This is a genomic window from Olsenella uli, from assembly GCF_901212655.1.
Lineage (GTDB): Bacteria > Actinomycetota > Coriobacteriia > Coriobacteriales > Atopobiaceae > Parolsenella > Parolsenella uli_A.
The window spans coordinates 98458-116844 of record NZ_CAAKON010000020.1 but is presented as its reverse complement, the minus strand read 5'-3'; the positions used below and the strand labels follow the sequence as shown (position 1 = coordinate 116844).

Below are 18387 nucleotides of genomic sequence, written 5' to 3'. Positions count from 1 at the left end.
GGATGCATGAGGGTAGCGTTGCTGGAGCCGCTCGGCGTGCCAGAGTCGAGGATTCGCGAGCTTGCCGAGCCCATCGAGCGTGCGGGCCACGAGTTCGTCTACTTTGGCGACAAGACGGCAGACGTAGGCGAGCTTGCCCGGCGCTCCGAAGGCGCCGACGTGGTGATGATTGCCAACAACCCGTATCCGGCCGAAGTGGTGCGTAGTGCGGGCGCGCTCAAGATGGTTGCCGTCGCCTTCACGGGCATCGACCATGTGGGGCTCGATGCCTGCCGCGAGCGGGGCGTCTGCGTGTGCAACTGTGCCGGGTACTCAGACGTGAGCGTGGCGGAGCTCACGGTGGGACTCACGATCGACGTGCTGCGCAAGGTTGTTCCTGCCGACGCCGCCGTGCGCGCGGGCGCAACCTCCGCCGGCCTCATGGGCAGGGAGGTCTGTGGCAAGACGGTCGGCATCGTGGGGACGGGCCACATCGGCTGTGCGGCGGGCCGGCTCTTTGGGGCCTTTGGCGCGCGCGTGCTTGGCTATGCGCGCCACGAGAGCGGGGCAGCTCGCGAGGCGGGAATCGAGCAGGTGCCACTCGATGAGCTGCTCGGCGAGTCCGACATCGTGAGCTTGCACCTGCCCCTGAACGACACCACGCGCGGCTGGTTCGGCGCGGACAAGATCGCCCGAATGAGGCGCGGCGCCGTCTTCGTGAACTGTGCCCGCGGCGCCATCGTGGACAACGACGCCCTGGCAGATGCCCTGAATTCCGGCAAGCTCTCCGGCGCCGGCATCGACGTGTTTGACATGGAGCCGCCGCTGCCCTCGGGCTATGCACTTGCGAGTGCCAAGAACTGCGTGCTCACGCCGCATGTGGCCTTTCTCACGGAGGAGGCCATGGAGCGCCGGGCGAAGATCGAGTTTGACAACGTCGTCTCCTGGCTCGGGGGAACGCCGAAGAACGTCTGCGCGCTGTAGACGACGGGCGTGGCCTCGGGGCTCCTCGTCGCGTCGCTTCTTGGCGGCGTGGCGGGGGCCCTTTTTTGTCCGCGCCCGGTGGCGAGCGGCGAGAGGCCTCGATGACCGTAGGCTTCGAGACTGTCAGGGGCGGTGCCTCCTCAGGGAAGGGCGGTCTCCGATTTGTGATTGCCAGACCCACCCCCTGGGGGAGGGGTATACTGCGTCATGTAGCAAATCACCTGGGGTCGCGCTCGCGGGCCTGCGCTCGGGTCGGCGATGGGATCGGAGCCTGGGCTAGCGCTCAATCGAAGCGGTCCCGTTGGCTATGGGAGGGTGCCATGGCGCACGAGAAGTTTGACGTTGGGGGCATGAGTTGCGCTGCCTGCCAGGCCCATGTCCAGAAGGCCGTCGAGGGGATCGACGGTGTGAGCGAGGTTGCCGTGAACCTGCTCTCGGCCTCCATGGCGGTCGACTTCGACGAGGCGAGGGTCTCCGAGGATGACATCTGCCGCGCGGTTGACCGGGCTGGTTACTCGGCGTCTCCCCAGTGCGGTGGCTCCGCGGCTTCCCAGGGGGCCGGGTCTGCCGCCTTTGCCGGTGCCGCCATGGCCAACCCCACACAGAGGCTCGAGGCCACGGCCAATGCCATGCGCCGTCGCCTCGTCATTTCCGTCGTGTTTTTGGTCCCACTCTTCTATATCGGGATGGGGCACATGTTTGGCTGGCCTCTGCCGGAAGTCCTGGCAGACCACATGCACTCGATGACGCTCGCCCTCACCGAGCTGCTGCTTCTGCTGCCCATCCTCTACGAGAACCGCTCGTACTTCACCAACGGTTTCAAGAGTCTCGCACACCGCGCCCCCACGATGGACGCGCTGATTGCCATTGGCGCCACGGCAAGCGTCGCCTGGTCCGTCTACGCGATGTATCTCATGGCCGATCAGTACGCCATGGGCGACCCGATGATGGCCGGCATGACGGCGATGGACAACCTTTACCTCGAAAGCGCCGGTACGATTCTCGCGCTCGTGACGGTGGGCAAGTACCTTGAGACGCGCTCCAAGGCCAAGACGGGTGGAGCCCTCGAGAAACTCATTGACCTGGCTCCCAAGACGGCGCATGTGGTCGATGCCGAGGGCGGGGAACGCGAGGTTCCGGCAGCCTCGCTAGCCGTGGGTGACACGATCCGCGTGCGCCCCGGCGAGTCCCTGCCTGTGGACGGCGTCGTGCTCGAGGGCGTGAGCTCGGTGGACGAGAGCGCGCTTACCGGCGAGTCCATCCCCGTCGAGAAGCGGGCGGGCGACGCGGTGAGTGCGGCCACCATCAACCGTACCGGCACGTTCACCCTCCGTGCCACGCGCGTGGGCGCCGACACGAGCCTCGCCAAGATTGTCCAGCTCGTGGAAGACGCCAACGCCACGAAGGCCCCCATCGCCCGCCTTGCGGACAAGGTTGCCGGCGTATTCGTACCCGTCGTCATCGGCGTCGCGGTCGTGACCTTTGCGGCGTGGCTCACGATGACGGGTTCCGCCAGCGAGGCCATCACCTCTGCCGTTGCCGTGCTCGTCATCAGCTGCCCCTGTGCCCTCGGGCTTGCCACCCCGGTTGCCATCATGGTGGGTACCGGCCGCGGCGCGGAGATGGGCGTGCTGTTCAAGAGCGCCGAGGCCCTCGAGACGCTGCGTGGCGTCGACATCGCGGTGCTCGACAAGACGGGTACCATCACGCAGGGCAAGCCGGCCGTCACCGATGTCGTTCCTGCCGAGGGTGTGAGCGAGAAGGCCCTGCTCAAGCTTGCCGCCACCCTCGAGGCAAACTCCGAGCACCCGCTTGCCGAGGCCATCATGACGCGCGCGGCGGAGCTTGGGATCGTGCCGCGCGAGGCCGCCGACTTTGCGGCCGTGCCCGGCAGGGGCGTCACGGCCAGGGAGGGTGCTAACGAGGTTGCCGCGGGCAACGCATGGCTCATGGACGAGCTGGGGGTTCCCGTTGACGTCGAGGTGCTCGCCTCGTTTGCGCGCGACGGCAAGACGCCGCTCATGTTCGCGAAGAACGGCAATCTCGTGGGTACCATTGCGGTGGCGGACCAGGTGAAGTCGACGAGTGCGGAGGCCATCTCGGCCCTGCGCGCCCTTGGCGTCGGCGCTGTGATGCTGACGGGAGACAACCGCGCCACGGCCGAGGCCATTGGTCGTACGGTTGGGCTCTCCGGGGACTCCGTCATCGCCGACGTGCTGCCCGCCGACAAGGAGCGCCACGTTCGCGAGCTCCAAGGTGCCGGCCACAAGGTGGCCATGGTGGGCGATGGCATCAATGACTCGCCCGCGCTCGCCCGCGCGGACGTAGGCCTCGCGATCGGTGCTGGTGCCGATATCGCCAAGGAGGGGGCGGATGTCATCCTGATGCACTCCGACCTCATGGACGTGGTTCGCGCCGTCGAGCTCTCGCGCGCCGTGATTCGAAACATCAAGCAGGACCTCTTCTGGGCGCTGTTCTACAACGCGATTGGCATCCCCCTGGCAGCCGGCGTGTTCTACCCGCTGCTGGGCTGGCAGCTCTCGCCGATGTTCGGCGCTGCCGCCATGAGCCTCTCGAGCGTCTGCGTCGTCACGAACGCGCTGCGCCTGAGGACGTTCAGGCCCAAGGCGTCTGCGCGCTAGGGGAGCGTCCTGTTCGCATGAGCCGGGCCTATGGCCCGGTGCAGGGTCGAGCCCGGTTGTGGCGTATGGGTCGCATTCAGGTTCTGTGTGGATTGGCCGTTGGCATGGGCCGGCGGCGTTAGAAGGGAAGTAGCCATGAAGTACGTCATCAAGACCAAGGGACTTATGTGCGGGCATTGCGAGGCCACCGTCGAGGCTGCCTTGCTCAAGGTTTCCGGGGTGACGGATGCCGAGGCCGACCACGACACGAACACCGTGGAGGTCGAGTGCTCGGACGCGGTGACCCCCGAGCAGCTCTCCGCCGCCGTCGAAGGCGCCGGGGATGCCTACAAGGCCCTCGAGGTCGTGGTTGCCTAGGCCAAGTCTGCGTGGAGCTGCCGGCAGTGCCGCATGTGCGGCCCTGCCGGGAGGCTGCTCTTCGGGCGGGGAACCGGAGGGCGGAGATGAGAGGAGACCGCCCATGATGGCCGACCACAAGACCGTGCTGAACCTGCTCAAGACGGCGCGCGGCCAGCTCGATGCCGTGATTCGCATGGTCGAGGAGGACCGATACTGCATCGACATCTCGAACCAGCTCATGGCAACGGAGAGCCTGATTGCCAAGACGAATGCCACGGTGCTCAAGGCCCATGTGGGAGGCTGCGTGCGCTCGGCCTGCGATTGCGGAAGCGACGAGGAGCGGAACAAGAAGCTTCGTGAGATCGAGAATGTCATCGACAAGCTCTCGAAATAGGTTCAAGTCATATCGACCTCAAGTAGAGCTTGAGGTGCCAAAGAATAACCCTCAGCTTTAGTTCGAGGGAGGTTCTTTCTATCTGGCACCCGGAATGCCTGCTCAAGCGTCATACTTACGTGACGTCGAAAGGAAGTTAGCCATGTATGACAAGGGTCCGGTTCCCGGCCGCAATGACGCCTGCTGGTGCGGGAGCGGCAAGAAGTACAAGAAGTGCCATGCCAACGAGGACGAGCGCCTGCAGGAGCTCTACAACGACGGCAAGGAGGTGCTCGTCCGCAGTTTGCTGAAGACGCCGAAGGACATTGACGGCATCAAGTACAGCGCCGAGGTCAACATCGGCGTGCTGGACTACGTGGGCGAGCGCATCGGCCCAGGCGTGAGCACCGCCCAGATTGACAAGTGGGTCTACGAGTACACCATCGCCCACGACGCCATTCCCGCGCCCCTCAACTACGAGGGCTTCCCGAAGAGCGTCTGCACGTCCGTAAACGACGTCGTGTGCCACGGAATTCCGAGCGAGGATGAGGTCCTCAAGGACGGCGACATCGTCAACGTTGACTGCTCGACGATTCGTAACGGATACTTCTCGGACTCCTCGCGCATGTTTTTGATCGGTGACGTCTCTTCGGAGCGCAAAAAGCTCGTGGACGTTACTCACGAGGCCATCCAGCGCGGGCTTGCCGCGGTGAAGCCCTGGGGCTACCTAGGCGACATGGCCCATGCCGTTCAGTCCTACGTGGAGGAGAACGGCTTCTCCGTCGTGCGCGAGTTTGGCGGCCATGGAATCGGGCTCGAGTTCCACGAGGACCCCTTCGTCGGGTTCGTGGGCGAGCCGGGCGAGGGCGTCGTCTTGGCTCCGGGCATGTGCTTCACGATCGAGCCGATGGTCAACGCCGGCGACTACGAGATTGACATGAACGACCCCAACGGTTGGACCGTTCGTACGGCCGATGGCAGCGACTCTGCCCAGTGGGAGGTCCAGCTGGTCGTCACCGACACGGGTTACGAGCTGCTGAGCTGGTAGGGCTGCTGCCCCGGAGACGTCCGGCCGAGGGACCGCGTCCCGCGAGATTCCGCACGAGCTGGAGGCTTACGCACTCGCCGGGACGCGCGTCCGATGCCGGAGCCGCGTCCGAACCCACGAGATTTCGCACCGGCAGCTATTGGAACAAGCTAGAGGCTTATACGCTCGACAAGGTGTGCCCCCGAGTGCGTACTGCATCGACCTGAAAAGCGCCGGGAGGCGCATCCGAACCCACGAGATTCCGCACGAGCCGAAGGTGACTCACTGTCACCTTCGTGCGAGCAGGACTGACCGAGTGGGGCTCGGATGCGCCTCCCGGCGCGGCCTTCCAGGTTAGATGCTAGTACGTCATCCCCATGGCCTCGCGCACCTCGGCGAGGGTGGCCTCGGCAATCTCGTTGGCCTTCCGGTTGCCCTCGGCAAGCACGTCTTTCACGTAGTCGAGGTCGCCCTCGTACTGGTGACGGCGCTCGCGAATCGGCTCGAAGTAGCTGTTCACGGCCTCGGTAACGTACTTCTTGAGCGCGCCGGCGCCGCCCATGCCAATCTCGTCGGCAATCTCGGCGGCGTCGCGTCCCGTGCAGATGGCGGCGGTGGACAAGAGACCCGAGACCTCGGGGCGGTTTTCGGGGTCGAAGGTGATGTTTCGCTCGGAGTCGGTCTTGCTCTTCTTGATGAGCTTGGCGGTCTCCTCCGGCGTCATGGAAATGGAGATGGCGTTGCCGTAGCTCTTCGACATCTTGCGGCCGTCGAGGCCCGGGAGCAGCGGCGTGTCGGAGAGCAGGGCGTCAACCTCGGGGAAGACCTTGCCGTAACGGTTGTTGAAGCGGCGCGCGATCTGACGGGTGATCTCGATGTGGGGCAGCTGGTCGCGGCCGACCGGCACCACGTTGCCCTTGCAGAACAGGATGTCGCAGGCCTGGTGCACCGGATAGGTGAGCAGAAGCCCGGTGAGCTCGTGGCCGGAAGCCTCCATCTCGGCCTTGACGGTGGGGTTCCTCTGGAGCTCCGCCTCCGAGACGAGCGAGAGGAACGGCAGCATGAGCTGGTTGCAGGCGGGAACCGCGGAATGCGCGTAAATCATGGTCTTGTCCGGGTCGATGCCGCAGGCAAGGTAGTCCATGACCATGTTGTAGACGTTGTCCTGGATGTGCTCGGTGGTGTCGCGGTCTGTGATGACCTGGTAGTCGGCGATGAGCACGTTGGTGCGGACGCCCATGTTCTGCAGCTCGACGCGACCCTTGAGCGTGCCGAAGTAGTGGCCGAGGTGGAGGCGGCCGGTGGGGCGGTCTCCGGTGAGCATGGTGTACTTCTCGGGGTGGTTGGTGAGCTCGGCGCGGATGGTGTTGCTGCGCCCGAGCGCGACCTCGTAGCTTCCCTCGTTGGGCATTGGGTATCCTCCTGTGACGCGTGACGGGTCGGAGCCTTGTCCGTCCCCGCCTCTGCAAACTCTCTTATAGTAGCGCACGGTCCAGTCGTGGAGTCCCTGTGATGTTGTGTGCGGGCCGTGGGCGCAGGCGTGATGCGGAGCTTCGGAGAGGTACCTGGTGCCTACCTTTTCGAGACGGCCGCTAGCAGCGGTGACACTAGATATTGTGTCTAGTTGTGCAGATACCCCATGCAGGTTGTATTGCCACACACAAACCTTCGGTAAGTCAAGACTGTATTTGGCAGCCGGTTCGCTTACCATCGACAGGGCGATGGCGGAGCCTGGCCGAAAGGCGCTCGACGCCTGGGGCCGCCCGGAGCCCCGTCCATATCGCCACCTTGAATCTTCCGCGGCATCGGCCGCTTCTGTCACATGAGACACGTCCTTGGAGGAACCGACATGAAGATCGTGAAGCGCAACGGGTCTGAGGTCACCTTCGACGTCAACAAGATCGTCGCCGCCATCGAGCGTGCCAACATAACCGTGCCGGGCGAGCAGCGCCTCACGCACCAGCAGGTCGTGGACGCGGCCGATGTCGTCGAGGCGGAGGCGCAGGCCTGCGGCCACACGGTCACGGTCGAGGAGGTGCAGGACATGGTCGAGGACCAGATCATGGCCAAGGGCGCCTTCTCCGTGGCGCGCAACTACATCACCTACCGCTACATCCAGGGCCTCAAGCGCCAGTCCAACACCACCGACGACAAGATCCTGTCCCTCATCGAGTGCAACAACGAGGAGGTCAAGCAGGAGAACTCCAACAAGAACCCGACGGTCAACTCCGTGCAGCGTGACTACATGGCCGGCGAGGTCTCCAAGGACCTGACGATGCGCATGCTGCTTCCCGAGGACGTGGTGGAGGCGCACAACGAGGGCATCATCCACTTCCACGACTCGGACTACTACGCCCAGCACATGCACAACTGCGACCTCGTGAACCTCGATGACATGCTCCAGAACGGCACCGTCATCTCGGGGACCCTTATCGAGAAGCCGCACAGCTTCTCCACGGCGTGCAACATCGCCACGCAGATCATCGCCCAGGTTGCCTCCTCCCAGTACGGCGGCCAGTCCATCTCGCTCACGCACCTCGCGCCCTTCGTGGAGGTCAGCCGCCAGAAGATTCGCCGCGAGGTGACGCGCGAGCTGGCCGAGCTCGGCATTGACGCCACGAGCGAGAAGATCTCCGAGGTCGTCGAGAACCGCCTGCTCGAGGAGATACGCCGTGGCGTGCAGACCATCCAGTACCAGGTCGTGACCCTCATGACTACGAATGGCCAGGCGCCGTTCGTGACTGTCTTCATGTACCTCAACGAGGCGCGCAGCGCCCAGGAGAAGCACGACCTTGCGCTGGTCATCCAGGAGACCCTGCGTCAGCGCTACGAGGGCGTCAAGAACGAGGCCGGCGTCTGGATCACGCCCGCGTTCCCCAAGCTCATCTACGTGCTCGAGGACGACAACATCGAGCCGGGCCAGAAGTACTACCACCTCACGCAGCTCGCGGCCAAGTGCACGGCCAAGCGCATGGTGCCCGACTACATCTCCGAGAAGAAGATGAAGGAGCTCAAGCTCTCTCGTGGCGAGAAGCCTGGCGAGGGCGATTGCTTCACCTGTATGGGCTGCCGCAGCTTCCTCACGCCGGACCGCTCGGGCAACGGGTTCGACAACGTCGCCAACGCCAAGAACTACGAGCCGGGCAAGCCCAAGTACTACGGTCGCTTCAACCAGGGCGTCGTCACGATCAACCTGCCGGATGTGGCACTGTCCTCCGGCGGCGACATGGACGAGTTCTGGAAGATCTTCAACGAGCGCCTCGAGCTCTGCCACAAGGCCCTGCGCTGTCGTCACGACCGCCTCAGGGGCACGCTCTCCGATGCCGCGCCGATACTCTGGCAGTACGGCGCTCTCGCGCGCCTGCCCAAGGGCGCGCCCATCGACCCGCTGCTGTATGGCGGCTATTCCACGATCTCGCTTGGCTACGCCGGTCTTTACGAGTGCGTGAAGTACATGACCGGTCACTCCCACACCGAGCCGGACGCCACGCCGTTTGCGATTGCCGTCATGCAGCACATGAACGACAAGTGCAACGAGTGGAAGGCAGCTGAGGACATCGACTACTCGATCTACGGCACGCCCCTCGAGTCCACAACGTACAAGTTCGCGAAGTGCCTCCAGCGTCGCTTTGGCATCGTCCCCGGCATCACGGACCATGGCTACATCACCAACAGCTACCACGTAAACGTCCGCGAGGAGATCGACGCCTTCGACAAGCTCAAGTTCGAGAGCCAGTTCCAGCCGCTCTCGCCGGGTGGCGCCATTTCCTACGTTGAGGTGCCCAACATGCAGGACAACCTCGAGGCCGTCATGGCGGTGCTGCGCTACATCTACGACAACATCATGTATGCCGAGCTCAACACCAAGAGCGACTACTGCCAGGTATGCGGCTACGACGGCGAGATCAAGATCGTGGAGGACGATGGCAAGCTCGTCTGGGAGTGCCCGCACTGCGGCAACCGCGACCAGAGCAAGCTCAATGTGGCGCGTCGTACCTGCGGCTACATTGGCACGCAGTTCTGGAACCAAGGCCGCACGGAGGAGATTCGCGACCGCGTGATGCACCTGTAATGAACTACGGCAACATCAAGTTCTTCGACATTGCAAATGGCATAGGCGTGCGAACGAGCCTGTTCGTATCGGGGTGCCGACTCCATTGTCCGGGCTGCTTCAACGGCGAGGCTCAGGACTTTGGTTTCGGCGCCCCCTACACGCGCGAGATTGAGGACCGCATTGTCGAGAGCCTGCGACCCGACTACATCAAGGGACTGTCCCTGCTTGGTGGCGACCCCATGGAGCCCGAGAACCAGCGTGTGCTTGCCGGGCTGGTCGAGCGCGTGACGCGCGACCTTCCCGAGAAGGACATCTGGTGCTATACCGGCTACGTCTACGACCGAGACCTCGTGCCCGGCGGGCGCAAGTGGCTCGAGGGTGTTACGAACCGGCTGCTCGATGGCGTCGACGTGTTAGTGGACGGTCCATTCGTGGAGGCCAAGAAGGATATCACGCTGCGGTTCCGCGGGTCTTCCAATCAGCGGCTCATTGACCTTGCCGCCACGCGGGCGACGGCAGGGAAGCCAGGTGCCCCCGCAGGTGGAACTATCATCTTCTGGGACGATGGCCCCATTTTCTCTACGCATGCCATGGACTAGGGGCATCGATGCCCACCTATGCGTGTCAGGCCGTCACCTTGGACACCTTTAGATGGATTGCCCCTCTCTCAAGATCATTATTAGGCTGCGCGGCCCTGCCTCAATCCCTTTTTCAAAATCTTAATTGGGCTGCGCGGTCCTGCCTCGATTTGAGGCTCGACCTTACATTCCCAGGTGCTTTGCCAGGTCGTTGATGGCCTTTCGGTAGCCCTCGATGCCCAGGCCAGTGATGGTCTCGAAGCAGGCCTGGCGCACATAGGAGACTTGGCGGAAGTCCTCGCGGTCCTCGACCTTGGAGATGTGAACCTCGATGCAGGGGATCTGCACGGCCTTGAGGGCGTCCAGAATGGCCACCGAGGTGTGCGTGTAGGCAGCGGGGTTGATGACGATGCCGTCAAAGGTGTCGAGCGCGGCCTGAATCTCGTCGACGATGGCCCCTTCGTGGTTGCTCTGGAAGCACTTGATGTCCGAGAAGCCCGCCTTGCGCGCGGCATCCTTGCAGGTGCGCAGGAGGGCCGCGTAGTCCTGCTTGCCGTAGATGTCGGGCTCGCGCCTGCCAAGCATGTTGATGTTGGGGCCGTTGATGACGAGGACGGAGCGACCAATGGCGGGCGTGGCCTCGCGGGCATGCGAGGCCTTCTTTCCCTTCAGCTCGCCTGCCTCCTCGCTCAGGAAGTCCTTGAGTGCCTCGATGTCGTCCTTGCTCAGGCGCTCCTCGTCGATCGCCGCCTGCTGCTGGGCTCGATAGGAGCGCATGCGCCCTGCCGGAATTTGGATGCGAACGGCGTTGGGGCTGCTTGCGAGGGACTTGGGCACCAGGGGCTTGCTTTCCTCCTTCGCCTCGGAGGCGCTCGCACGCATGCGGGCGAGCGGGTTGGCGCAGGACGTGGTGCCGCTGCTGAGCGCAAGGTCGGTCTGGAGGGCGAAGGCGCGCGACACCCCTTCGATGGCCGTAGGGCCAAACACCACCTCAAGGCTGTCCGAGCCCCTGGAGGCAACGCCCAGCACACCCCTGAGCTTCTTGAGCGCGTCGAGGTCAACGGCGGTGACATCAGCGATCGAGAGACGCAGGCGCGTCAGGCAGGTGCTGGCGCTTGTGACGTTGCCCTCGCCACCGAGCGCATCGATGATGCCAGCCGCGACGCTTTCGTAGTCCATGTCACAAACCTCCCTGCACCAGGATCTTCGCCAGGCGAGTCCTGCCATGTGCTCGTTCACGGAGGAAGTCCTCCAAATAAGTCCCTTAATCACCTTAGCATGCCACGCTTTTCAAACTTCGAAGGCAGCTGTTGGGGAGCGAGCGAAAAACGTCCCTTAGTGGCTCTAGAGGCCAAGCAGCCGACGAATCTCCTCGGCATCTCCACGGGCCGATCCCGTGCAGCCAACGATGACGTCTGCCCATGAGCGGTACAGCGGCATGCGCTCCTCGGCCAACGCCTTGACGCCGCGCGCCCTCGAGAGCGGCCGGCCCTTGCTGGAGAGTTGGTCGATGGGCCTGTCGAGCATGACGACGGTGCCGTTCTGGCGCATGAGGTCGAGGTTCTCGGGCCTGGTCACCACCCCGCCTCCGCACGAGAGGATGAGGCCGCTCCTCTTGCCATAGTCGGCGAGGACCTTCGTCTCCATGCGTCGGAATGCCTCCTCGCCCTCGCGTTCGATGACCTCGCCGGCACCTGCCCCGAACCGCTCGGCGAAGGCCTGGTCGAGGTCGATGGCCGTCCGTCCGGTGAGCTCCGCCAGGCAATGACCGCAGCTCGTCTTGCCGCTCCCGGGCATGCCGATGAGGATGACGTTTCTCGTGAGGGTGCGCAGCTCGCGCTCGATCGACTCGACGAGCTCGAGGGGCAGGTCCGTGCCCTGCCACAGCTCGCTCGAGCGCCAGGCCTGACCCACGAGCATGGCAAGGCCGCTTTCCGAGGGAAGCCCGAGATGCTCCGCCGCAAGGCAGATGCCCGTGCGCTCGGGGTTGTAGACGGCATCGAGGACGCCGCGCAGCAAGGGGAGTGCCGCGAGCGTGGCCTCGTCCACGGGGGACGCGGGGCAGGAGGGGTACATGCCCACCGGCGTCGCGTTCACCACGAGGACTGCGCCCGCGTGGCGCTCGGTGATCGAGGCATAGTCGTCCTCGCCCGTCCGGGAGATGACGACGGGCTTGGAGCCTGCGTTCTCGAGGGCGCCCACCACGGCTCGGCTGGCGCCGCCCGACCCCAGCACGAGGCAGGTTCGGCCGGCGATGGCCTCAAGGTCTCCCATGTGGCGCTCGCAGAAGCGACGCAGGAGCCAGGCAAAGCCGTAGAGGTCCGTGTTGTCGCCGCGGACGCGGCCGTCCTCCGTGCGGATGAGCGTGTTGACGGCCCCGAGCCTCTGTGCGGCAGCCGAGAGCTCGTCGCACAGCGGCATCACGTCGCGCTTGTAGGGGATGGTGACGTTAAGCCCCTCCCAATGGCCTTCGCGCACGTAGTCTGCCAGCTCGTTGGGCTCGAGCTCCACGAGCTCGTAGGGCGCCGAACCGAGCCGCTGGTGGATCTGCGGGCTCCAGCTGTGGCCAAGGGTGCGCCCGAGGAGGCCATAGCGCACGGGCGTGCGGTTCCCCTTGGTCTTGCCGTCGCCTGCGGCTGCCAGGCGAATCTCGCTCTCCTGCGCGTTCGTTGTCGTCATCAAACCAGCTCCGAATAGCTGCCGAGGTAACGGTACTCCTCGCACGTGTCCCCGAGCGAGCCTACGATGGAGGGGAACTCTGGGTCCGCGGCGGGGGCGTCCAGGTCGAAGTAGAACATGAACTCGAAGTCTGACTTGGGAAGCGGTCGACTCTCGAGCTTCACGATGTTGATGTCAAGCGCGTAGAGGCGGGCGAGGACCTTGTAGAGGCTGCCGGGCTCGTTGCCGGTGACCACCATGAGCGAGGTGCGGTTGGCTCCCGGGTAGATCTCGAGGTCCTTGGAGATGCAGGCAAAGCGCGTGAAGTTGGCGTCGCTGTCCTGGACGTTTCTGGCGAGCGGCTCGAGGTCGTAGAGGGTGGCGCAGGCGCGGCTCGAGAGCGCCGCCACGTCGGCACGTCCGCTCTTTGCCACGAGCTTGGCCGCCATCGCGGTGTTCTCGCAGACGTGGACGGAGGCATTCGGCAGGGTGCGCAGGAACTCGCGGCACTGGTCGATGGCCTGCTGGTGGCTGTAGATGTCGCGGATGTCCTCGATTCGGGCGCCCGGAAGCGCGAGGAGGTTGTGATCGACCTTGAGGCGGACGGAGCGCACGATTGAGAACTGGTGGCGGCGCATGAGGTCGTAGACCTGGTTTACGCTGCCGGCTGTGGAGTTCTCGACGGGGAGCACGCCATAGCGGCAGAAACCCTCGTCGACCGCGCGGAAGACGCCCTCGAAGGTCTCGAAGTAGCTGATGGCAGGCCTTCGAAAGAGCCGGTCTGCGGCAAGCTGGGAGTAGGCCCCCTCTACGCCCTGGCAGGCGACGGTGGCCGTGGTGGGGAAGACGGGCACCGTGTCGAGCTCGGCCTGGCGAATCTGCCGCTCGAGCTTTGAGTCCACGTCGAGCTCGCGGCCCTGCTGGGCGCGGCTGACGGCCATGAGCAGGTCGAAGAGGACCTGGGTGTAGCTGCGCAGGTCTTCGGGCACCTTCTCGGCCACGGCGGCGAGCTTCTTGCGCTCGCGCCCACGGTCGAGGACGGGCATGCCCTTGGCGCGCTTATACTCCGCAACCTCGCGCGCGCAGGCCATGCGCTCGCAGAAGAGCTTGCAAATCTGGTCGTCAATCCCGTCGATGCGGGTCCTGATCTCAGAGAGGTCCTCCATGGGTTCCTTCTTGCCTCATGCCCGCCCCTTGCGGGCGCACGTTACTTCTGGTCGGTTGCTGCGGGCGCCTTAGACGCGGCACTGCCTTTCGCCTGCGGCGCGGGCGCAGGCAGGGGAAGCGCCCCCTCGGCCACGAGCGCATCGAGCAGCGCGAGCGCGCAGGCGGCCTCGGCCACCGGCACCGCCCTCGGCACGATGCAGGGGTCGTGCCTGCCGTGCACGACGAGCTCGGCGTCGGTGCCCTCGGCGAGGTCGACGCTCCTCTGACGCATGCCGATCGAGGCCGTGGGCTTCACGGCGCACGACCACACCACGGGGGCTCCGGTGGTGATGCCGCCGAGGATGCCGCCCGCGCGGTTCGTCTCGGGCCTCACCCGGCCGTCCCGAATGCGCCAGGGGTCGTTGTCATCGCTTCCGAGCATCCGTGCCGCTCCAAAGCCCGCGCCAAACTGCACGCCCTTGACGGCGGGGATGCCAAAGGCGATGCGCGCGATGCGGTTCTCGATCCCGTCGAACATCGGGTCGCCGATGCCGGCGGGCATGCCGTAGGCGACGCACTCGATGATGCCGCCCACGGAGTCCGCCCCGTCCTTGGCGTCGAGGATAACCTCGCGCATGGCGAGAGCAGCCTCGCGGCTCACGCACGGCAACGGGTTGGCGAGTATGGCCTCAGCCTGCTCGGGGTGCCACTCGAGGGCGTCGAGCGGCAGGTCGACGACACCCGAGGGGCCGAGCGAGGAGATGTGGGCCACGACGCGGATGCCGAGGGCACGCTCGAGGACCTGGAGGGCGATGCCGCCCGCGATGCAGAGCGGGGCCGTGAGCCTGCCGGAGAAGTGGCCGCCGCCGGCGACGTCGTGATAGTTGCGGTAGCGGACGAGCGCCGGATAGTCGGCGTGCCCCGGCCTCGGCACGCGCCTCAGCCCCGCGTAGTCCTGCGAGCGGGTGTTGGTGTTCTCGATGACGGCCGAGAGGGGCGCCCCGCAGGTGTGACCGTCGACGAGGCCGGAGAGGATGCGCGGGCGGTCCTCCTCGCGCCTGGGGGTCGACGTGTCGCTGTGGCCGGGCGCCCTGCGCGAGAGGAAGCCCTGGAGTCGTTCGAGGTCGATGTCGAAGCCAGCCGGCAGGCCGTCCACGACGCACCCGATGGCCTCGGAGTGGGACTGGCCGAATATCGAGACGTGGACGGCCTCTCCGTAGCTAGAGGACATGGGCTCCCTCGCTCTCGCTCACAAGGCCGCCCAGGGCCTCGTAGTCACGGAAGAAGATCGGATAGGACTTCTGGACGCACCCGGCGCCGCGAATGGTCACGGCGCCCTCGCAGCGAATGGCCGCGATGGCCGCCATCATGGCGATGCGGTGGTCCCCGCTGGCATCAACCGTACCGCCTCGCAGGCTCCCTTGGCCGTTGATGACGATGTCGTCGCCGGCGCTTTGGATGTCGGCTCCAAGGGCCGCAAGGCCACCGCATACGGTCTCGATGCGGTCGGATTCCTTGAGGCGGAGCCTCCCGCAGTTCGTGAGGCGGGTCGAGCCCGGCGCGAGGGCCGCTACGGCGGCGAGCGGGGGCACGAGGTCAGGGAAGTCGGAGACGTCCAGCTCTGTGCCCGCGGGGGAGCCGGGCGAGACGCGCGCGCAGCCCGGGCCGCGCGTCACGCGGGCGCCGAGCTTGGCGAGGGCCGCCAGGATGGAGCGGTCGCCCTGGCGGCTCGCGAGGTCGAGGTCCGAGACGCCGACCTCGCCCGCAAGCGCTCCCGCCGCGAGCCAGAAGGCCGCGTTGGACCAGTCGCCCTCGACGGTGACATGCCCTGGCGACTGGTAGGGGGTCGAGGGGCTCACGGCAAAGCACGTGCAGGGCATGCCGTCGACGACCTCATGGGTCTCGTTGACGGTGACGCCGAAGGTCGAAAGGGCCGAGATGGTGAGGTTGACGTAGGGGCGGCTCTCGACGGGCTCGGTGACGCGCACCTCCGAGGGGCCGCCCAAAAGCGGCGCCGCGAGCAGAAGTCCGCTGATGTACTGCGAGCTCACGTTGCCCGGCAGCTCGAACCGGCCGGCCCTGAGGCGGCCCGAGACCTCGAGCGGGAAGGCGCCGGCCGGCGAGAGCTCGGCCCCGGAGCGAGCGAGCTCCTCGTAGAGCGGGGAGAGGGGGCGCTCGGCGAGCCTGCCGTGCCCCACGAGCGAGGCATGGCTCCCGAGGGCGCAGACCACCGGCAGGATGAAGCGAAGGGTCGAGCCCGACTCGCCGCAGTCGAGGACGGCGCCCTCGCGTCCCACGCGAAGGTTGTCCGAGGCGGGGGTGCCGGCGAGCGGAGTCACCTCGAGACAGTCACCCGTGCGCTCGACCTCGGCCCCCAGGGCCTCGAGACACTCGATGGTGGCCTCGATGTCGCGGGAGCTCGTGGCGCAACGGATGGTGGTGGGTCCCGGGCAGAGGGCGGCGCAGATGAGGAGCCTGTGCGCCATGGACTTGCTCGCGATGGCCCCGATGGTGCCCCCAAGCGCCTTGGGGGTGATGGTGACGTTCATCTTCCTACCTCTCCTGGCCGCGGGCCGCGCCTCCGCAGCCCAGGTCGACGAGACGTGCGAACTCGTCCATGCTCACGCGCCTCACGCCTACCGATCCGATGGCCTCGGGCATCACGACGTTGACGCCGTCGCCGTGGCGCTTCTTGTCACTTCTCGCGAGGCGTACGATCGTGGCGTGGTCGAGGTCGGTGTCCGTGGGAAGCCCGTGGGCGGCGCAGACGCGCTCGATGCGGGCGGGCACCTCGGGGGCGCAGGCGCCGATGGCCGCCGCGGCGCGGGCGATGCAGCACAGGCCGATGGCCACGCAGGTGCCGTGGCCGAGGGAAAACCCGCTCGCCGCCTCGATGGCGTGGCCAATCGTGTGGCCGAGGTTGAGGGTCTGACGCAGCCCGCGCTCGTGCTCGTCGGCGTCCACGACGTCGCGCTTGATCTCGATGTTCCTGGCGATCACGGCCGCAAGGGCGTCCTCGTCGTAGCCGGCCGCGTTTATGGGGGAGCGCTCAAGTTCGTCGAAGAGGCCGGGGTCTGCCAGAACGCCGTGCTTGATGACCTCCCCGCAGGAGTCCGTGAGCAGCTCGTGCGAGATGGTGGCGAGGCAGCGCGGGTCGGCGACGACCACGCTCGGCTGCCAGAAGGCCCCGGCGAGGTTCTTGCCGGCCTCGAGGTCGATGGCGGTCTTGCCACCCACCGAGGAGTCGACCATGGCGAGCAGGCTCGTGGGAACCTGCGCAACCTGGCAGCCACGCATGTAGCTCGCGCCCGCAAAGCCGGCAAGGTCTCCCACGACGCCGCCGCCGAGCGCCACGACCACGTCGTCACGCGTGAGGCCGGCGCGCGCGATGGCCTCCATGCAGAGCCCCCACGTGGCCGCCCGCTTGGAGGTCTCGCCGGCCTGGAACACGAAGCTCTCGGGCGCCGGGTAGCCCGCCCGCTCGAGCGAGGCGCAGACGCGCCCGAGGTAGAGCGGGGCAACGTTGGTGTCGGAGACCACGAAGGCGCGGGAGCCGCCCGCGGCCCCGCGTATGAGCTCGCCCGCCTCGTCAAGCACGCCCGGCGTCACGTGGACGTCATAGGCCCTCGAGCCCGTCTTGACGTGCACGACCCTCTCGCTACCCATCAGGCCTCGGCCTCCCCCTCGTCCTCGCGCTTGAGCGCGTCGCCCGCGGCGAGCAGCGCGGTGAGCCTGTCCGCGTCGCGCGCCTCGAGCGCGTCTTTGTACTTGTTGAGCTCGTCTACGAGCGTCGAGATCTCGCGGGCGAGGTTGTCTGCGTCGTCGAGGAACAGCTCGCACCACATCTGGGGGTTGAGCCTCGCCACGCGGGTGAGGTCTCGGTAGGAGCCTGCCGAGAAGCCCTGACGGAGCTTGAGCGTGGGGCTCTTGACGTAGGCGTTGGAGACCACGTGCGCGAGCTGCGAGGTGTAGGCGATGACCTCGTCATGGCGCTCGGGCGTGGTGACGGTGAACTTCTCGAAGCCGCAGGGGGCCAAAAGCCCCTCGAGCCGGTCGACGAGCTCGAGGCAGGCGACGCCGCGAACCTCCGGCGGAGGGCAGACGACCATGGGCGCCCCCTGGAACATGTCTGCGCGCGAGTGCGCGTAGCCCGAGAACTGGGTGCCCGCCATGGGATGGCACCCCACGAAGGTGATGTGCGCCCTGCGCGCCGCGGCAAAGCCGCGCTCGCAGATGGCGCGCTTCACGCCTCCCGTGTCGATGACGATGGCGTCGGGCGATATGAGCCCGGCGTGGGCCTCAAGCCAGTCGACGCAGGCCTGGGGGTAGCAGGCGAGCACGATGAGCTCCACCGTGGGCAGCAGCTCGTCGGTGAGGGCGCCCGCCGTGGTGTCGATAGCGGCGAAGCGCTCGATGTCGTCGTTGGGGTCGAAGGCGTAGACCTCGCGGCCGCCGTGGGAGAGGGCACGCGCGAACGAGCCCCCTATGAGGCCAAGGCCCACGATCGCGCAGCGGCCGGGCACGACGTGCGCACCCTCCCGCTGCGCCGCCGCGAGCGCGGCCTGCTCCGCCTGGCCAGCCTGTCGCTCAAGCTGCGCCGCCATGGC

The 18387-nt window shown here is 66.2% G+C and carries 15 protein-coding genes; 7 read left to right on the top strand and 8 right to left on the bottom strand.

Annotated elements, in window-relative coordinates:
* Positions 1-6: 6 nt before the first annotated feature.
* The 5 genes from EFAMC2_RS03130 to EFAMC2_RS03110 all read left to right on the top strand — a co-directional run bounded on the left by EFAMC2_RS03130 (position 7) and on the right by EFAMC2_RS03110 (position 5365).
* Positions 7-963, top strand: a complete 957-nt coding sequence (locus tag EFAMC2_RS03130; RefSeq protein WP_154026891.1) for a 2-hydroxyacid dehydrogenase — start codon at positions 7-9, stop codon at positions 961-963.
* 320 nt (positions 964-1283) lie between these two features.
* Positions 1284-3605, top strand: a complete 2322-nt coding sequence (locus EFAMC2_RS03125; RefSeq protein ID WP_154026889.1) for a heavy metal translocating P-type ATPase — start codon at positions 1284-1286, stop codon at positions 3603-3605.
* Positions 3606-3740: 135 nt separating this feature from the next.
* The gene (locus tag EFAMC2_RS03120; RefSeq protein ID WP_154026887.1) at positions 3741-3962 is read left to right on the top strand and encodes a heavy-metal-associated domain-containing protein; all 222 of its coding nucleotides are present in this window, start codon (positions 3741-3743) and stop codon (positions 3960-3962) included.
* Positions 3963-4065: 103 nt separating this feature from the next.
* On the top strand, positions 4066-4338 hold the full coding sequence (locus EFAMC2_RS03115) for a metal-sensing transcriptional repressor (protein ID WP_154026885.1): 273 nt from the start codon (positions 4066-4068) through the stop codon (positions 4336-4338).
* Positions 4339-4480: 142 nt separating this feature from the next.
* A complete protein-coding gene (locus tag EFAMC2_RS03110; RefSeq protein WP_154026883.1) occupies positions 4481-5365 on the top strand; it encodes a methionyl aminopeptidase in 885 nt (294 codons plus the stop codon).
* Positions 5366-5705: 340 nt separating this feature from the next.
* Here EFAMC2_RS03110 and trpS read toward each other — a convergent pair whose 3' ends face one another.
* Positions 5706-6755 carry a tryptophan--tRNA ligase gene (gene trpS, locus EFAMC2_RS03105; RefSeq protein WP_154026881.1) on the bottom strand — a complete coding sequence of 350 codons (1050 nt, stop codon included), beginning with the start codon at positions 6753-6755 and terminating at the stop codon, positions 5706-5708.
* 438 nt (positions 6756-7193) lie between these two features.
* On the opposite strand from trpS, the gene nrdD reads away from it, so the two are divergent.
* Together nrdD and nrdG are read left to right on the top strand one after the other, a co-directional pair.
* Positions 7194-9416 carry an anaerobic ribonucleoside-triphosphate reductase gene (gene nrdD / locus EFAMC2_RS03100; RefSeq protein ID WP_154026879.1) on the top strand — a complete coding sequence of 741 codons (2223 nt, stop codon included), beginning with the start codon at positions 7194-7196 and terminating at the stop codon, positions 9414-9416.
* Positions 9416-9997, top strand: a complete 582-nt coding sequence (gene nrdG / locus EFAMC2_RS03095; RefSeq protein WP_154026877.1) for an anaerobic ribonucleoside-triphosphate reductase activating protein — start codon at positions 9416-9418, stop codon at positions 9995-9997. The genes nrdD and nrdG overlap by 1 nt, the downstream gene beginning before the upstream one ends.
* A gap of 162 nt (positions 9998-10159) precedes the next feature.
* Here the strand turns inward: nrdG and aroQ are convergent, their stop codons facing one another.
* From aroQ to EFAMC2_RS03060, 7 genes are all read right to left on the bottom strand, one after another.
* Positions 10160-11155: a type II 3-dehydroquinate dehydratase gene (gene aroQ, locus EFAMC2_RS03090; protein ID WP_187325113.1), complete on the bottom strand. Its 996-nt coding sequence runs from the start codon at positions 11153-11155 to the stop codon at positions 10160-10162.
* A gap of 165 nt (positions 11156-11320) precedes the next feature.
* Entirely contained in the window at positions 11321-12655 is a 1335-nt protein-coding gene (locus tag EFAMC2_RS03085; protein ID WP_154026873.1) for a shikimate kinase, read from the bottom strand.
* Positions 12655-13800 (bottom strand): bifunctional chorismate mutase/prephenate dehydratase, encoded by a 1146-nt coding sequence (locus EFAMC2_RS03080; RefSeq protein ID WP_154026871.1) that lies wholly within the window; start codon positions 13798-13800, stop codon positions 12655-12657. Before EFAMC2_RS03080 ends, EFAMC2_RS03085 begins: the two co-directional genes overlap by 1 nt.
* A 41-nt stretch (positions 13801-13841) precedes the next feature.
* A complete protein-coding gene (gene aroC / locus EFAMC2_RS03075; protein ID WP_154026869.1) occupies positions 13842-15011 on the bottom strand; it encodes a chorismate synthase in 1170 nt (389 codons plus the stop codon).
* Positions 15001-16329, bottom strand: coding sequence for a 3-phosphoshikimate 1-carboxyvinyltransferase (gene aroA / locus EFAMC2_RS03070; RefSeq protein ID WP_154026867.1), 1329 nt, complete (start codon positions 16327-16329; stop codon positions 15001-15003). Before aroA ends, aroC begins: the two co-directional genes overlap by 11 nt.
* Before the next feature lie 4 nt (positions 16330-16333).
* Positions 16334-17446, bottom strand: a complete 1113-nt coding sequence (gene aroB, locus EFAMC2_RS03065) for a 3-dehydroquinate synthase (RefSeq protein ID WP_154026865.1) — start codon at positions 17444-17446, stop codon at positions 16334-16336.
* Positions 17446-18384 (bottom strand): prephenate dehydrogenase, encoded by a 939-nt coding sequence (locus tag EFAMC2_RS03060; RefSeq protein WP_154026863.1) that lies wholly within the window; start codon positions 18382-18384, stop codon positions 17446-17448. Before EFAMC2_RS03060 ends, aroB begins: the two co-directional genes overlap by 1 nt.
* Positions 18385-18387: the final 3 nt, after the last annotated feature.

Coding starts and splice junctions, on each gene's coding strand:
- EFAMC2_RS03130 (WP_154026891.1), top strand. CDS start 7: ATGAGGGTAGCGTTGCTGGAGCCGCTCGGCGTGCCAGAGTCGAGGATT.
- EFAMC2_RS03125 (WP_154026889.1), top strand. CDS start 1,284: ATGGCGCACGAGAAGTTTGACGTTGGGGGCATGAGTTGCGCTGCCTGC.
- EFAMC2_RS03120 (WP_154026887.1), top strand. CDS start 3,741: ATGAAGTACGTCATCAAGACCAAGGGACTTATGTGCGGGCATTGCGAG.
- EFAMC2_RS03115 (WP_154026885.1), top strand. CDS start 4,066: ATGATGGCCGACCACAAGACCGTGCTGAACCTGCTCAAGACGGCGCGC.
- EFAMC2_RS03110 (WP_154026883.1), top strand. CDS start 4,481: ATGTATGACAAGGGTCCGGTTCCCGGCCGCAATGACGCCTGCTGGTGC.
- trpS (WP_154026881.1), bottom strand. CDS start 6,755: ATGCCCAACGAGGGAAGCTACGAGGTCGCGCTCGGGCGCAGCAACACC.
- nrdD (WP_154026879.1), top strand. CDS start 7,194: ATGAAGATCGTGAAGCGCAACGGGTCTGAGGTCACCTTCGACGTCAAC.
- nrdG (WP_154026877.1), top strand. CDS start 9,416: ATGAACTACGGCAACATCAAGTTCTTCGACATTGCAAATGGCATAGGC.
- aroQ (WP_187325113.1), bottom strand. CDS start 11,155: ATGGACTACGAAAGCGTCGCGGCTGGCATCATCGATGCGCTCGGTGGC.
- EFAMC2_RS03085 (WP_154026873.1), bottom strand. CDS start 12,655: ATGACGACAACGAACGCGCAGGAGAGCGAGATTCGCCTGGCAGCCGCA.
- EFAMC2_RS03080 (WP_154026871.1), bottom strand. CDS start 13,800: ATGGAGGACCTCTCTGAGATCAGGACCCGCATCGACGGGATTGACGAC.
- aroC (WP_154026869.1), bottom strand. CDS start 15,011: ATGTCCTCTAGCTACGGAGAGGCCGTCCACGTCTCGATATTCGGCCAG.
- aroA (WP_154026867.1), bottom strand. CDS start 16,329: ATGAACGTCACCATCACCCCCAAGGCGCTTGGGGGCACCATCGGGGCC.
- aroB (WP_154026865.1), bottom strand. CDS start 17,446: ATGGGTAGCGAGAGGGTCGTGCACGTCAAGACGGGCTCGAGGGCCTAT.
- EFAMC2_RS03060 (WP_154026863.1), bottom strand. CDS start 18,384: ATGGCGGCGCAGCTTGAGCGACAGGCTGGCCAGGCGGAGCAGGCCGCG.